Consider the following 15,623-nt stretch of genomic DNA (forward strand, 5'->3'; position numbering starts at 1 on the left):
TTTAAAGGGCAATGCTCGGTCAGGCAATCGGTTATCACCCGCACCGGTGTTTGTGACATCGACGTTGCGGGCACCTGCGGCGCTGCGGCCACAGCCGTCACGTGGCACGACCGAAGCACTCCGCGACCTGCTGCATCTCAAATCCCGCAGCGTGGACGCTCCCTTCCCGATGTCATGACCCTCTGAAGGAAGGTGAAAACCGCTCCGCTCCGACGCTGGAGGCGGCTAGGCCCCGCGAGGCTCCGTTCAGGGCGAGGTCGCGAACGGCAAGGTCCAGCGTCCGGTGGGATGCCGCGCGTGCGGCCTCCGCGTCACGCAGGCGCAGCGCCTCGACCAGTTCCCGATGAACCAGGAGCGCCTCCTCGCGGTCTTCCACCGCCTCGTTGGAGCGATAAAGCGCATAGATGAGCGCAGCATGAATGATGGACGAGAGCTGGCGGAAGACCTGGTTGTGGCTCGCCTTCAGCAGGATCTCGTGAAACTGCACGTCGGCGCGCGTGAAGGCTTCGATATCCGTGCCGGCGTCGCGCATGCGCCGCCAGGCACCGTCGAGGTCTGCGATTTCCTGGACGGTCGCGCGCTCGGCAGCAAACGCCGCTGCGACAGGCTCGACCGTGCGGCGCGTCTCGAGAATGCAGCCGAAAAGATCGAGATCGTGAATGCGCGGCCCCATCCATTCCAGGATCTGCGGATCGAGCAGGTTCCAATCGGTCTTCTCGCACACGACCGTGCCGACGCGCGGCCGGCTATGAACCAGCCCCTTGGTCGAAAGGATCTTCAGGGATTCCCGTACCACCGTCCGGCTGACGCCGTACATCTCACAGAGATCGCTTTCCCGCGGAAGAACGCTCCCCACGGCATAGCGGTCGGAGCAGATGTCGAGCCCGATCGCAGCGGTCACGTTTTTCTGCACCCGCGGCCTGCGGACCTGCAAATCCGTCTTGCCGCCCCGCGGCTCCTTCGTCACGTCCACCTGTACCCCCCGGCGCACCCGCGCTTCGCATCAGCATCCGCCCCGCCCGGCGGCCATGTCAATACCGATTTGTCAGACTATTTCATTCAAAAGTATGACTATTTGACCCGACGCGCATGCCGGGAGGGAAGGCGAATCGGTGGCACAGAGTCAACCTTGGCAGAGTGCGAAACTGCCACAATTGACTTTTGCCGACATTGTGCATAATTCGCCCGTCCCCTGTCGCAGGAGTTCTGCCATGCTTGCCGAAATGCCCGCTGTCCTCGTTCTCAATCCGAAAGACAATGTCGGCGTCGTGCCGGCCAATCTCGATGCGGGGCGCGCGCTCGTGAACGGGGTCATTGCCGCCGAACGCATTCCGCGCGGGCACAAGGTCGCGATCGCCGCGATCGCCGAGGGCGCGCCGGTCCTGAAATACGGCCAGATCATCGGCTATGCGACGCGGGCGATCATGCCGGGCGAGCACGTGCACCTGCAGAACCTCGCCATCCTCGACGTTGCGCTGAAGCACGAATTCTGCGTCGACAACGCACCGCCCGCGATGGTGCCGGAGGCCGACCGCCGCACCTTCGACGGCTTCGACCGCGGAGGCGGCCGCATCGGCACCCGCAACTACATCGGCATCCTCTCGACCGTGAACTGTTCCGCCACGGTCTCGCGCTACGTCGCCGAGCACTACGCTCGGAAGTTTCGCGAGGCCGGCCACGACAACATCGACGGCGTCGTGGCGCTGACCTATGGCGGCGGCTGCGCGCTGAACCTGAAATCCGAGGGCGGGCGCATCCTCACCCGTACCTTCAAGGGCTATGCGCGCAACCCAAATTTCGGCGGCATCCTGATGATCGGGCTCGGCTGCGAGACCTTCCAGTACGGCCCCATGGTGGAAGAGGCTGGCCTCGAGGAAGGCAAGACCTTCCGCACCATGATGATCCAGAACCAGGGCGGCACGCGCAAGACGATCGAAGCCGCCTGCGAGATGATCGACGACATGCTGCCGGACGTTGGCCGCATCCGCCGCACGCCGCAGCCGCTGTCGGGAATCAAACTGGCGCTCGAATGCGGCGGCTCGGACGGCTATTCCGGCATTTCCGCCAATCCCGCGCTCGGCATCGCCTCGGACATGCTGGTGAAGGAAGGCGCCACGACCGTGCTGTCGGAGACGCCCGAGATCTATGGTGCCGAGCATCTGCTCACCCGCCGCGCCGCCCGCCCGGAGGTGGCCGAAAAGCTGCTCGCGCGCATCGACTGGTGGCGCGAATATACGGCGAAGAACGATGCCGAGCTGAACAACAACCCTTCGCACGGCAACAAGGCCGGCGGGCTGACGACGATCCTCGAAAAGTCGCTCGGCGCCGTCGCGAAGGGCGGCTCGATGCCGCTCAACGCCGTCTACGAATATGCCGAGGAAGTGACGGAGACCGGTTTCGTCTTCATGGACACGCCCGGCTATGACCCGGCCGCCGTCACCGGCCAGATCGCCGGCGGCTGCAACCTCGTGGCCTTTACCACCGGCCGCGGCTCCGTCTCCGGCTACAAGCCGGCGCCCTGCATCAAGATCGCCACCAACACACCCATGTACGAGCACATCAAGGACGACATGGACATCAACTGCGGCACCATCGTCGATGGCACCGAGACGATCGAGGACGCCGGCCGCCGCATCTTCGAATTCGTCATCGAAACGGCCTCGGGAAGGAAGACGGCAAGCGAGGCCTTCGACTACGGCGACAACGAGTTTGTGCCGTGGCAGGTGGGGGCGGTGACGTGAGGGGCGGAAGGGAACACGTCACGTATCGCTCGTCCGAATGCCAGCTTCTGAGTTTCTAGGCGAGGCATGCCCGTGACTGCACAGATGGTCGCTATCGCCAGCGGGCGAGGACGGCTGCGATTGTGCCTCACGGTGTCAACCGTCAGGCACCGTCAAATCGAAAGACCCGCTAAGAATTGCTTGACAGGCCTGAGGAGTGGGCGTTCCGTGCTCCGACGTGGAGGACCCCGGCACGCCTCGCCTGATGTCGGAGCTCCACGGCACAAGAGGGAGGATGCAATGCCGACCATTGTTGCCCACCATAACATCACAAAGGGCGCGGACCATTGGCTCAACTCACCGAAGCGCAAGGAGTTGTTCGGTCCGCTCGGCGTGACCGACATTCGAACATTCGTTGATCCACAGGACCCGACTCGTGTGGCCGTTCTTATGGACGTTCCGGATATGGACGCCATGAGGAAGGCCATGCAAAGCAAGGCAGCAGCCGATGCGATGGCCTTTGACGGGGTGGTGCCGGAGTCTTTGGTAATCCTGGTTGAAACCTGAGGTTAGGCGCAGCGTTTTTGCCGCCGCCATTCCTGAGTGTCCCCGACATCGCCCGCATGTCCCGGCACCTCCGGCCGATGCGTCTCCCGGAATTCGCCCACTCGACTGGCGGTAGAAGCCGATCGATATTATGTGCTGCTGGCGCGTCGCCTGTTCCATTGAAATAGTCAGTAAGCGTATACGCCGTACGTGCAGCCCCCTCAGCCTGAATTCGCGGCGGCGAACACCGCCAGCTGTGCGGCGAAGGCGCGCTTGTAGGCGGGCCGGGTCTGGCCTCGGGCGACATAGGCAGAGAGCGTAGGATAGTCGTCCAGGATACCCGATCCTTCCAGCCTGCGCAGCACCGTCACCATCAGGAGGTCACCGGCGCTGAATGCGCCGTCGAGCCACTCTGCATCGCCAAGGCGCGCTGCGAGTTCGCCGAGCCGCTTGCGGATGCGTTCATCGATGAGAGGCAGGCGCTCCTCGTACCATACCCTGTCGCCCTCCAGGTAACGGGCGACTTCGCGATCAACCGTCGGCGGTTCGACCGTGTTGAGGGCGGCAAACATCCATGTGATCGCCCGCGCCCGGGCATGCGCGTCGTCCGGCAGCAGGCCCGCATGGCGCTCGGCGATATGAAGCAGGATGGCGCCGGTCTCGAACAGGACGAGGCCATCCTCCTCATAGGTCGGGATCTGGCCGAAAGGTTGGAGCGCGAGATGCGCGGGCTCCTTCATCGCCTTGAAGGAAACGAGGCGAACCTCATACGGCTGGCCGACTTCCTCGAGCGCCCAGCGAACACGCATGTCACGCGCCATCCCCCTGCCGCAGTCCGGCGACCGTTCGAAAGCGGTAATGGTAATCGTCATCGCGATTCTCCCTGGCTTGTCCGTCTTGAAGACGATCGGCCAAAGCAGTTTCCGACACCCTGCGATCAAATCCCCTGCTTGGGTGGAGCCCCACGCCGAGCCTGGCCTTCAGACAAGCGACGTTCTGGCGGCCCTCGCCCGTCCCCTACCCCGCCGCGATCGCATAGCCCGGCGGTTCGGGCCGGTGCGTCGCCCGGAATTCCGCCACCCTCCCGATCACCTTCGGCAGCGATATGGCGATGTGGTGCCTGAGCGCCTCCGCCGCACCTTCGACATCCCCCGCCTCCAGTGCTGCAAACACCTTGAGGTGCTCGGCGATGAAGGGTTCGTCCTTCGGCATTACGTGCGAGACGCCCATGATGTGCTTGCTGACATTGAGCATGAAGCGGGCGCGACGCAGCGCGATCAGGATCTCGCGATTGGGGCAGTGGCCGAGAAGGGTGATGTGCAGGTCGGTCTCCATGCCGTCCATCTCCGCAAGCGAGAGATCGGGATAGCCGGCCAGCGCGCGCTTGAGCCGCGCCGTCATCGCCGCGCGCTCCTCCCGGGGCATCACGGGAAAGGCCTGCCTCAGCGCCACCGGCTCCAGCGCCACGCGGATGTCGTGCAGGTCGCGCATGCGCCCCTCGTCGAGCGGCACGACGGTCCAGCGCATCCGCTCGTCCTTCTCCACGATGCCGAGGCTTTCCAGCCGGGTGAGCGCGTCGCGGGCGACCTGGCGGCCGACGCCTTTCGCGCGCGCCAGTTCCACCTCGTTGATGCGGTGGCGGCCGAAGACGGAGAGATGCACCATCTCCCGCTCCAGCGCCTCGTAGATCGTTTCCCAGGCGGGCGCCTTGCGCAGCGGCTGTGCATCCTCGCCACCGCCGAACATGTCCGACGTCAGGGCGATGCGCTGCGGCGCGCCCCTGCCGCGGCCGACGACGAAGCCGCGGCCGTCGAACCGGCGGATCGCACTCTCTGCCTCCAGCAGGGCGAAGGCCTGCCGCACCGGCGTGCGCGTGGAGGAAAAGATGTTGGCCACGTGGCCCTCCAAAAGCAGCGCGTCCTTCGGCAGCCGCCCTGCCGCGATCGCTTCGGCCAGTTGGTCGCGGATGCGCAGGTAAAGCGGGCGCGCCTCCCCGGTCTCGACCACGTCCGCCCGTTCCTTCGCCATCGTCCTGTCATCCGCCATCGCGCCGCGACACTCTCACAAACGGCCTCTGTCGGCAATGGTCGTCCTTGCGCCGGACCGCGACAGGAAATTCCACGCGGGCCCGCAAAAAATTGCATTCCTTTCGTGACGCGGCGGGGCTTTTGCGCTAGGGAACCCCTGACAAGGGCTGGCGGAACGGCTTTTTCGCCCCCACATGCCATGCCTGAACGGATTTGAGGAACACGTCGATGCCAGCCTATCGCTCCCGAACCACCACCCACGGCCGCAACATGGCCGGTGCCCGCGGCCTCTGGCGCGCGACCGGCATGAAGGATGCGGACTTCGGAAAGCCGATCATCGCAGTGGTCAACTCGTTCACCCAGTTCGTGCCCGGCCACGTTCACCTGAAGGACCTTGGCCAACTGGTCGCCCGCGAGATCGAGGCAGCCGGCGGCGTCGCCAAGGAATTCAACACGATCGCCGTCGACGACGGCATCGCCATGGGCCATGACGGCATGCTCTATTCGCTGCCGAGCCGCGAGATCATCGCGGATTCGGTCGAGTACATGGTCAACGCCCACTGCGCCGACGCCATGGTCTGCATCTCCAACTGCGACAAGATCACGCCCGGCATGCTGAACGCCGCGATGCGGTTGAACATCCCCTCAGTCTTCGTCTCCGGCGGTCCGATGGAGGCCGGCAAGGTCGTCCTGCACGGCAAGACGCACGCGCTCGACCTGGTCGACGCCATGGTCGCCGCCGCCGACGACAAGATCTCCGACGAGGACGTCAAGGTCATCGAGCGCTCCGCCTGCCCGACCTGCGGTTCGTGCTCGGGCATGTTCACGGCCAACTCGATGAACTGTCTGACCGAAGCCCTCGGCCTGTCGCTGCCCGGCAACGGCTCGACGCTCGCCACCCATGCCGACCGCAAGCGCCTGTTCGTCGAAGCCGGCCACCTGATCGTCGACCTCGCCCGCCGCTACTACGAGCAGGAGGACGAGAGCATCCTGCCGCGCAACGTCGCCAACAAGAGGGCCTTCGAGAACGCCATGTCGCTCGACATCGCCATGGGCGGCTCGACCAACACCGTGCTGCACATCCTCGCAGCCGCCTATGAGGGCGGCATCGACTTCACGCTGGACGATATCGACGCGCTCTCCCGCAAGGTGCCGTGCCTTTCCAAGGTCGCCCCCGCCAAGAACGACGTCCACATGGAGGACGTCCATCGCGCCGGCGGCATCATGCGCATCCTCGGCGAACTCGAACGCGGTGGCCTGATCCACCGCGACACCCCCACCGTGCATGCCGAAACGCTCGGCGAGGCCATCGACCGTTGGGACATCACCCGCACCAGCAGCGAGACCGTGCGCACCTTCTTCCGCGCCGCGCCCGGCGGCATCCCGACCCAGGTCGCCTTCTCTCAGGAGGCCCGCTGGGACGAACTGGATACCGACGGCGAAAAGGGCGTCATCCGTTCCGTCGAGAACCCGTTCTCCAAGGACGGCGGGCTTGCGGTCCTGAAGGGCAACATCGCGCTCGACGGCTGCATCGTGAAGACCGCCGGCGTCGATGAATCGATCCTGAAGTTCACCGGCCCCGCCGTCGTCTTCGAAAGCCAGGACGCGGCCGTCAAGGGCATTCTCGGCAACGAGGTCAAGGCCGGCGACGTCGTCGTCATTCGCTACGAAGGCCCGAAGGGCGGCCCCGGCATGCAGGAAATGCTCTATCCGACGAGCTACCTGAAATCGAAGGGGCTGGGCAAGGCCTGCGCGCTGATCACCGACGGACGCTTCTCCGGCGGCACTTCGGGTCTTTCGATCGGCCACGCCTCGCCGGAAGCGGCGAACGGCGGCGCGATCGGCCTCGTACGCCCGGGCGACACGATCGAAATCGACATCCCCAACCGCACGATCAACCTGGTGATCTCGGACGCAGAGCTCGCCGCCCGCCGCGCCGAGCAGGACAAGCTCGGCTGGAAGCCGGCGCAGCCGCGCAAGCGCAACGTCACGACCGCGCTGAAGGCCTATGCCGCCTTTGCAAGCTCCGCCGACCTGGGTGCGGTGCGCATCCTGCCGGAATAGCCTTCCCCTAAGCATTGCCAGAGACGGAAGGCCGGCCCCGCGCCGGCCTTTTGCATTCCAGCCGCATGTCGGACCCTGAAGAGTTCCAGCCCGGCATGCGCTCGGAGCAGGATATGCTCCACCGGCCTGCGTATCGTCGGCAGATCCTCGTCGCCGAACATGCCGCGCAGGTCGATTTCGATCGCGGTTGCGATGGCGGTGATCGGCAGGTCGTTGGGCCGCGTGCCGAACGGCTCCTCCAGCAGCCTGCCGGTCCGCAAGCCCCGCCTTCGCCGCATCCCAGGACCACTACGGCATCGCCACAAACCGTCAGAGCCCTTCAGAGCGGCCGGCTGATGTTCTTGTAGGCCTCGTCCAACTGCTGCATGCGCTTGTCGTAGGCCGCCTTGATGCAAGCGACATCGGGGCCGCAGGCCTGGCGCTCCTTCAGCCATTGCGACTGGCGATCCTGCATCTCGCCGCGCGCGCCCATCGCCACCAGACCGGTCAGGATGTCGAAGGTCGTGACCATCCGGACGTCGGCGTCGTTCAGCGCCCTGTTGTCGCAGATCGCTTTCTCGTCTGCCGCAAGGTCGGCACGGTCGCAGTCAAAGCTTGCGGCCGCAGCCGGCAGGGCCGCCGAAAGGATGACAAGGCAAAGCGCGGGCAGGCTGAAGGCGGGTTTGTTTTTCATGGCGTCCAACTCCTCGTGAGCGGCGTTAGATATGGCCGGCGCTTTTTTTGACAAGGGAATGTCGGAATGCCGGACTATCCTGCGTCCTTGAGGCACACGCAGCCGCAAGGACGGCAACTTTGACATGCACGGCAAACGTTGATATCAACGTAAATAGTCGAAATGTTCCGTGAAAGAGGAGTTACGAGCATGAGACAGGAGCACGAAGTCGTTTCGCGCGAGGATTGGGTCAAGGCGCGCCAGGCGCTGTTGGCCATGGAGAAGGAGGAGACGCGTCTGCGCGACAAGGTGCGCGCCGAGCGGCTGGCCCTGCCCTGGGTGCGGGTGGACAAGGCCTATGCCTTCGATACGCCGGCCGGCAGGAAAACGCTTGCCGACCTTTTCGAGGGGCGGAGCCAGCTGATGGTGTATCACTTCATGTTCGGACCGGACTGGGAAGCCGGCTGCCCGGGCTGCTCGTTCATGGCCGATCACATCGACGGCATGCTGCCGCATCTCAACCACCACGACGTGACTTTCGTCTGCATCTCCCGCGCGCCGCTGGAAAAGATCGAGGCCTACAAGAAACGCATGGGCTGGAAGTTCCCGTGGTACTCTTCGTTCGGCAGCGACTTCAACTTCGACTATCACGTCTCCTTCACCAAGGAAGAGCTCGGGCGCGGCAAGGTCTACTACAACTACCGCGAGACGCCGTCCGAGGACGCCCATGACGAACTGCCCGGCATGAGCGCCTTCTTCCGGGATGAGGACGGGACCGTGTACCATACCTATTCGGAATACTCCCGCGGCGGCGAGGAACTGCTGAGCACACTGATGACGCTCGACCGCGCACCGAAGGGCCGCAACGAGACCGGCACGCTCAGCTTCGTCAAGCGCAAGGACGAATACGGCGACGGGCCGAAGGCGCAATCCTGCTGCAGCTGAGCAGCACAGGGCTCCGGGGCTGCGCCCCATCGCCTTCAGAAACGAAGACTTCGAACAATCCAGGAGAAGATCATGTCCGATACCCAAGGCAAGTTCGTCTGGTACGAATTGATGACGAGCGACATCGGCGCGGCCGAGAAGTTCTACAAGGACGTCGTCGGCTGGAGTGCCAAGGACGCCGGCATGCCGGATATGAACTACACGGTGTTCTCGGCAAACAATCAGATGATCGCCGGCCTGATGACCACCCCGAAGGAGGCCGAAGGCATGCCGCCAGCCTGGATCGGCTACATCGGCGTCGACAACGTCGATGCCACCGCCAAGGAGATCGCGGCCAAGGGCGGCAAGGTCTATCGAGAACCGGAGGACATTCCCGGTATCGGCCGCTTTGCCGTGGTCGGCGATCCGCACGGCGCCGCCTTTTGCCTGTTCAGCTCCACTGACGAGCCCCCGCCGGCCGGGGAGCAGATGGCTCCCGGCCACGTCGGCTGGCACGAGCTGATGGCGGGCGATCTCAATGGCGCCTGGCCGTTCTACGCCTCCCTGTTCGGCTGGGAGAAGGACGAGGCGCTGGATATGGGCGAGATGGGCACCTACCAGCTATTCAAGTCGCACGGCCAGACGATCGGCGGCATGATGACCAAGCCGAAGGACCTGCCGGCGCCGCCACACTGGGACTTCTACTTCGTCGTCGATGCGATCGACGCGGCCATCGAGCGTGTCAACGCCGCCGGCGGACAGGTCGTGATGGGCCCGATGGAGGTGCCTGGCGGCGCATGGATCATCCAGGGAATCGATCCGCAGGGCGCGCATTTCGCGCTGGTCGGCTCCAGGCGCTGAGCCCCCCGGGCGCCACGGCCCTTGCAATCTCGCTTTGCATTGCACAAACTTCCCCTCGATGGCGGCAAAGACCGTCACGAGGGGAAAAGCGAGCTGATGTCGATCAAGGCCAGTATCTACCACCTGACCCACTATAAATATGACAATCCGGTCCGCCTGGGACCCCAGATCATCCGGCTGAAGCCGGCCGCGCACTCGAAAACGAAAGTGATCGGCCATTCGCTGAAGGTCTCGCCGACGAATCACTTCGTCAACCTGCAGCAGGATCCCTACGGCAACTACCTTGCCCGCTACGTCTTCCCCGAGCCCGTGACCGAGCTGAAGGTCGAGGTCGATCTTGTCGCGGACATGACGGTCTACAATCCGTTCGACTTCTTCATTGAGGAAGAATCGGAACACTGGCCCTTCGACTATCCGGAGGACCTGCGCGAGGACCTGCGCATCTACCGCGAGCCGGAGCCGCTCACGCCAGCGCTCGCAGCCTTTCTCGACACGGTGGACCGTTCACGCCAGCGCACCATCGACATGGTCGTCGGCCTCAACGCGAAGCTGCAGCAAAAGGTCGGCTACGTCATCCGCATGGAGCCCGGCGTGCAGACGCCGGAGGAGACGCTGACGCTTGCGCTCGGCTCGTGTCGCGATTCCAGCTGGCTGCTGGTACAGATCCTGCGCAATCTGGGTTTCGCCGCGCGCTTCGTCTCCGGCTACCTGATCCAGCTGGCGCCGGATCTCAAGGCACTGGACGGACCTTCGGGCACCGACCACGACTTCACCGACCTGCACGCCTGGTGCGAGGTCTATCTGCCCGGCGCCGGATGGGTCGGCCTCGACCCGACCTCCGGGCTTCTGACCGGCGAAAGCCATATCCCGCTGGCCGCGACCCCACACTACCGCAACGCCGCCCCGATCACCGGCGGCTATTTCGGCGAGGCGAACACCAGCTTCGACTTCGACATGAAGATCGCCCGCGTCGCCGAGCATCCGCGCATCACCAAGCCCTTCTCTGACGAATCCTGGGAGGCGCTGAACGCGCTCGGCAAGGACGTCGACCGGGTGCTCTCGCAGAACGACGTGCGGCTGACCATGGGCGGCGAGCCCACCTTCGTCTCGATCGACGACTTCGAATCCGAGGAATGGAACACCGACGCGGTCGGGCCGACGAAGCGGGAAAAGGCCGACGCGCTGATCCGCCGCCTGCGCGAGCGCTTCGCCCCCGGCGGCTTCCTGCATTACGGCCAGGGGAAGTGGTATCCCGGTGAAAGCCTGCCCCGCTGGACCTTCTCACTCTACTGGCGCCGCGACGGCAAGCCGATCTGGTCCGATCCTGAACTTATCGCCGAGGAACATGCCGACCATCCGGTGTCAAACGGCGACGCAGAGCGTCTCCTGACCACGATCGCCGGCGTGCTTGGCATCGAGGCCGAGATGGTGCTTCCGGCGTATGAAGACCCCGGCGAGTGGCTCCTGAAGGAAGCGAACCTTCCCGACAACGTCGACCCGTCGAACTCCAAGCTGGAGGATCCGGAAGCACGAAGCCGCATCGCCCGCGTCTTCGAGCGCGGACTGACCAAACCGAGCGGCTACGTGCTGCCCGTGCAAGCCTGGAATGCCCGCGCCGCCGGCCAGCGATGGATCAGCGAGAAATGGCAGACCCGGCGCGGCCGCCTCTTTCTCGTCCCCGGCGACAGCCCGGTCGGCTACCGCCTGCCGCTGGGCTCGCTGCCCTGGATCCCGCCCTCCGCCTATCCCTACATCAACCCCGTCGATCCCACGGTCGAACGCGGCGACCTGCCGGATTTTGCTGACCCTCACCGCCAGATCGCGATGGATTTCCACGCAACCGAAGGCCAGCAGGAACAGGTCGAACAGGTCGTATCAGATATCGTCGGCAAGGTCCGCACCGCCATCAGCGTAGAGCCTCGCGACGGCAGGCTCTGCGTGTTCATGCCGCCAACGGAAGGCGTCGAGGAATATCTCGAGCTCATCGCCGCGGCCGAACGCGCCGCAAGCGCACTCGGCCTGCCGGTGCATATCGAGGGTTACGCGCCCCCGCACGACGAGCGGCTGAACGTTATCCGCGTCGCGCCCGATCCCGGCGTCATCGAGGTGAACATCCACCCGGCCTACAACTGGCAGGACTGCGTCGACATCACCACCGCCGTCTACGAGGAGGCCCGCCAGAGCCGGCTCGGCGCCGACAAGTTCATGATCGACGGCCGCCATACCGGCACCGGCGGCGGCAACCACGTCGTCGTCGGCGGCAAGAACCCGAACGACAGCCCCTTCCTGCGCCGGCCCGACCTATTGAAGAGCCTCGTGCTGCACTGGCAGCGCCACCCGTCGCTCTCCTATCTCTTTTCCGGCCTGTTCATCGGCCCGACCAGCCAGGCGCCGCGCATCGACGAGGCACGCCACGACGGCCTGTACGAGCTGGAGATCGCGCTGTCGCAGGTACCCGCGCCCGGCGAGAGCACCCCACGGCTTCCCTGGTTGGTCGACCGCCTCTTCCGCAACCTGCTCGTCGACGTCACCGGCAACACCCATCGCTCCGAGATCTGCATCGACAAGCTGTTCTCGCCCGACGGCCCGACCGGCCGGTTGGGCCTGGTGGAGTTCCGCGGTTTCGAGATGCCGCCGAATGCCCGCATGAGCCTGGCGCAACAGCTTTTGATCCGGGCGCTGATCGCCCGCTTCTGGCTGAAGCCGGCCACCGGTTCCTTCGTGCGCTGGGGCACGACCTTACACGACCGGTTCATGCTGCCGCATCACGTCTGGCAGGACTTCCTGGAAGTGCTTGCCGATCTCGGGGAGAACGGCTTCGAAATCCGCCCGGAATGGTTCGCAGCCCAGCTGGAATTCCGTTTCCCCTTCTGCGGCGAGGTCGAGTACGAGGGCGCGAAGCTGGAGCTGCGCCAGGCGCTGGAGCCCTGGCACGTGATGGGCGAGCAGGGCGCCATCGGCGGTACCGTGCGCTTTGTCGATTCGTCCGTCGAGCGGCTGCAGGTGAAGCTGCAGACGGCTAACCCGGAACGCTACCTGGTCACCTGCAACCGCAGGCGGGTGCCGCTCGCACCCACGGCGGAAAGCGGCGTCTCCGTTGCCGGCGTCCGCTACAAGGCCTGGCAGCCGGCCTCCGGCCTGCATCCGGTGCTGCCCGTCAATACGCCGCTCACCTTCGACATTTATGATACATGGTCGCGCAGAGCGGTGGGCGGCTGCATTTACCACGTTGCCCATCCGGGCGGACGAAACTATGACACCTTCCCTGTGAACGGAAACGAGGCGGAAGCCAGACGACTGGCCCGCTTCGAGCCCTGGGGACACACCCCGGGCGGCTACGGGGTCTACGAAGAAGCCATTTCGCGGGAGTTCCCGCTGACACTCGATCTTCGCCGTCCCCCAGGAGTGTAGGACTTGACATCAACGGCTGCCGAGGCGGAGCGTATCGACGGGAACCCGGTATTGGAGGGGCTCATGAAATATGCGCCCTTGCCGGGCATCGCCGACGAGATGGTCGCCCCCGACGGCACCGTCCGACCGGTTTGGCAGCCGCTCCTTTCCGCCCTCCGCCGGATGGACGAGACGGAACTGGCAAGCCGTTTCGCCCGCGCCGACCGCTATCTGCGCGATGCCGGCGTCTTCTATCGCGCCTATGGCAAGGATGCCGGCGGCGAACGCGCGTGGCCGTTGTCCCACATACCGGTGCTGATCGACCAATCCGAATGGGAGACGCTGTCACGCGGGCTGGTCCAGCGGGCCGAACTCCTGGAGATGATCGCGGCCGACATCTACGGCCCTGCCCGGCTGGTGTCGGAGGGCCTCTTGCCCGCATCGCTCATCGGCACCAATTCCGAATATCTGCGCCCGCTGGTGGGGCTGACGCCTGCCGGCGGTCACTATCTGCACTTCTGTTCCTTCGAGGTCGGGCGCGGCCCCGACGGCAACTGGTGGGTGCTGTCCGACAGGACCGACGCTCCCTCCGGCGCTGGTTTCGCGCTGGAGAACCGCGTCGCCACCGCGCGCGCCTTCTCCGACGTCTACGCCGAGGCGCATGTGCACAGGCTTGCGGGCTTTTTCGGCGCCTTTCGCGACGCGCTGCTGGCCGGCCGCCAGTTCGAGGACGACCGCATCGCCGTGCTCTCGCCGGGTCCGGCCAATGAGACCTACTTCGAACACGCCTACATCGCCCGCTACCTCGGCTTCACCCTGCTGGAAGGCGAGGACCTGACGGTCGTTCGCGGCCGGGTGATGGTACGCACGGTGGCGGGCCTGAAGCCTGTCAGCGTGCTGTGGCGACGTCTGGATGCCAGCTTCGCCGACCCGCTGGAGTTGAACCAGCAGTCGCAGCTCGGCACACCCGGCATCGTCGAGGCGCTGCGCGCGGGTTCGGTGCGCATCGTAAACGCGCTTGGCACCGGCATCCTGGAGACCCGCGCGCTGCTCGCCTTCATGCCGACGATCAGCCGGCACCTGACCGGCGAGGACCTGCAGCTGCCGAGCATCGCCACCTGGTGGTGCGGCCAGCAGGCGGAGCGCGAGCAGGTCGCCGCCAACATCGAAAAGATGGTGATCGGCCCGGCCTTTTCCACGCGCCCCTTCTTCGACGACAACGGCCGCTCCGTGCTGGGGTCCACCTTCCTCGAAAACGCCAAGCTTTCGATCACGGACTGGCTTGCCAACGACGGCTCCGGTCTCGTCGGTCAGGAGGCCGTCACGCTTTCCACGACGCCGGCCTATGTCGACGGCAAGCTGGTGCCGCGACCGATGAGCCTGCGCGTCTTCGCCGCCCGCACACGCGACGGCTGGCAGATCATGCCCGGCGGCTTCGCCCGCATCAGCTCCGGCAACGACGTTTCGGCGATCACCATGCAGGACGGCGGGTCGGCCGCCGACGTCTGGATCGTCAGCGACAAGCCGGTGGACCGGACCACACTGCTGCCCGCCGACGAAAATTTCACCCGCAACATGCCCGGCAGCCTGCCGAGCCGGGCCGCCGACAATCTCTTCTGGCTCGGCCGCTACATCGAGCGCTCCGAAGGCGCGCTGCGGATCCTGCGCGCCTGGCACGGTCGCTTCGCCGAATATGCCGATCCGGGTCAGCCGCTGCTGAAGGACGTCACCGATTACCTCAAGGAACTGGACATCGACACGGCCGAACCCGTGCCGTTGAGCCTGCTGATCAACATCGACAGCGCCGTATTCAGCGCCAGCAACATTCGCGACCGCTTCTCCCCCGATGGCTGGCTGGCCCTTGACGACCTCGCCAAGACCGCACGCCGCTTCCGCTCATCCGTCCAGCCCGGCGACGACGCGACGCGTGCGATGACCGTCCTGCTGCGCAAGCTCGCGGGCTTCGCCGGCCTCGTGCACGAGAACATGTACCGTTTCACCGGCTGGCGCTTCCTTTCGATCGGCCGCTATCTCGAGCGCGGGCTGCACATGACGCGCCTCCTGCGACACCTCGCCGGCGAGGATGCCCCCGACGGCGCGCTCGACATGCTTCTGGAGATAGGCGACAGCGTGATGACCCACCGCCGCCGCTACAACGTGGCGACGGCGCGGCTGACCGTCACCGATCTTCTGGCGCTCGATCCGCTGAACCCGCGCTCCGTGCTCTACCAGTTGAACGAGATCAAGACGGAGATCGAACAACTGCCCTTCGCCTACTCGAACGGGCAGATGTCTCCCTTCTACCGCGAGGCGATGCGCCTGCATGCCGGTCTCGCCGTCATGACGCCGGAAGGGATGACGCCCGAGGCCTACCGCCGCTTCGAAAGCGAGCTTGAAAAGCTGTCCGATATCCTCGGCCAGACCTACCTGAGCTGAGAC

The 15,623-nt window shown here is 65.3% G+C and carries 11 protein-coding genes and 1 pseudogene; 7 read left to right on the forward strand and 5 right to left on the reverse strand.

What is annotated here, in order from left to right:
- Positions 1 to 172: 172 nt before the first annotated feature.
- The gene (locus tag HV823_RS10735; RefSeq protein ID WP_176949701.1) at positions 173 to 973 is read right to left on the reverse strand and encodes an FCD domain-containing protein; all 801 of its coding nucleotides are present in this window, start codon (positions 971 to 973) and stop codon (positions 173 to 175) included.
- A gap of 238 nt (positions 974 to 1,211) precedes the next feature.
- Between HV823_RS10735 and HV823_RS10740 the strand changes: the two genes are divergently transcribed.
- Both HV823_RS10740 and HV823_RS10745 read left to right on the forward strand, forming a co-directional pair.
- On the forward strand, positions 1,212 to 2,741 hold the full coding sequence (locus tag HV823_RS10740) for a UxaA family hydrolase (RefSeq protein WP_246301093.1): 1,530 nt from the start codon (positions 1,212 to 1,214) through the stop codon (positions 2,739 to 2,741).
- A 279-nt stretch (positions 2,742 to 3,020) separates the two neighbouring features.
- Complete coding sequence (locus HV823_RS10745) at positions 3,021 to 3,287, forward strand: hypothetical protein (protein ID WP_176949702.1); 267 nt, start codon at positions 3,021 to 3,023, stop codon at positions 3,285 to 3,287.
- Positions 3,288 to 3,487: 200 nt separating this feature from the next.
- Here HV823_RS10745 and HV823_RS10750 read toward each other — a convergent pair whose 3' ends face one another.
- Positions 3,488 to 4,138 (reverse strand): glutathione S-transferase family protein, encoded by a 651-nt coding sequence (locus HV823_RS10750; protein ID WP_176949703.1) that lies wholly within the window; start codon positions 4,136 to 4,138, stop codon positions 3,488 to 3,490.
- A gap of 145 nt (positions 4,139 to 4,283) precedes the next feature.
- Positions 4,284 to 5,294 carry a GntR family transcriptional regulator gene (locus HV823_RS10755; RefSeq protein WP_176949704.1) on the reverse strand — a complete coding sequence of 337 codons (1,011 nt, stop codon included), beginning with the start codon at positions 5,292 to 5,294 and terminating at the stop codon, positions 4,284 to 4,286.
- 227 nt (positions 5,295 to 5,521) lie between these two features.
- Between HV823_RS10755 and ilvD the strand changes: the two genes are divergently transcribed.
- Positions 5,522 to 7,357: a dihydroxy-acid dehydratase gene (gene ilvD, locus HV823_RS10760; RefSeq protein ID WP_176949705.1), complete on the forward strand. Its 1,836-nt coding sequence runs from the start codon at positions 5,522 to 5,524 to the stop codon at positions 7,355 to 7,357.
- On the opposite strand, the gene HV823_RS10765 is transcribed toward ilvD, so the two are convergent.
- Together HV823_RS10765 and HV823_RS10770 are read right to left on the reverse strand one after the other, a co-directional pair.
- Positions 7,300 to 7,617 (reverse strand): hypothetical protein, encoded by a 318-nt coding sequence (locus HV823_RS10765; RefSeq protein WP_176949706.1) that lies wholly within the window; start codon positions 7,615 to 7,617, stop codon positions 7,300 to 7,302. The genes ilvD and HV823_RS10765 overlap by 58 nt on opposite strands.
- A gap of 59 nt (positions 7,618 to 7,676) precedes the next feature.
- The gene (locus HV823_RS10770; protein WP_176949707.1) at positions 7,677 to 8,030 is read right to left on the reverse strand and encodes a lysozyme inhibitor LprI family protein; all 354 of its coding nucleotides are present in this window, start codon (positions 8,028 to 8,030) and stop codon (positions 7,677 to 7,679) included.
- Between the two features lie 189 nt (positions 8,031 to 8,219).
- On the opposite strand from HV823_RS10770, the gene HV823_RS10775 reads away from it, so the two are divergent.
- The 4 genes and pseudogenes from HV823_RS10775 to HV823_RS10790 form a co-directional block, all read left to right on the forward strand.
- Positions 8,220 to 8,954 (forward strand): DUF899 domain-containing protein, encoded by a 735-nt coding sequence (locus tag HV823_RS10775; protein ID WP_176949708.1) that lies wholly within the window; start codon positions 8,220 to 8,222, stop codon positions 8,952 to 8,954.
- A gap of 72 nt (positions 8,955 to 9,026) precedes the next feature.
- On the forward strand, positions 9,027 to 9,794 hold the full coding sequence (locus HV823_RS10780; protein WP_176949709.1) for a VOC family protein: 768 nt from the start codon (positions 9,027 to 9,029) through the stop codon (positions 9,792 to 9,794).
- A 96-nt stretch (positions 9,795 to 9,890) separates the two neighbouring features.
- A complete protein-coding gene (locus tag HV823_RS10785; protein WP_176949710.1) occupies positions 9,891 to 13,205 on the forward strand; it encodes a transglutaminase family protein in 3,315 nt (1,104 codons plus the stop codon).
- A 69-nt stretch (positions 13,206 to 13,274) separates the two neighbouring features.
- Positions 13,275 to 15,620, forward strand: a pseudogene (locus tag HV823_RS10790) (circularly permuted type 2 ATP-grasp protein); the annotation flags it as partial.
- Positions 15,621 to 15,623 lie beyond the last annotated feature (3 nt).

This window comes from Mycoplana rhizolycopersici, from assembly GCF_013378445.1.
GTDB lineage: Bacteria > Pseudomonadota > Alphaproteobacteria > Rhizobiales > Rhizobiaceae > Mycoplana > Mycoplana rhizolycopersici.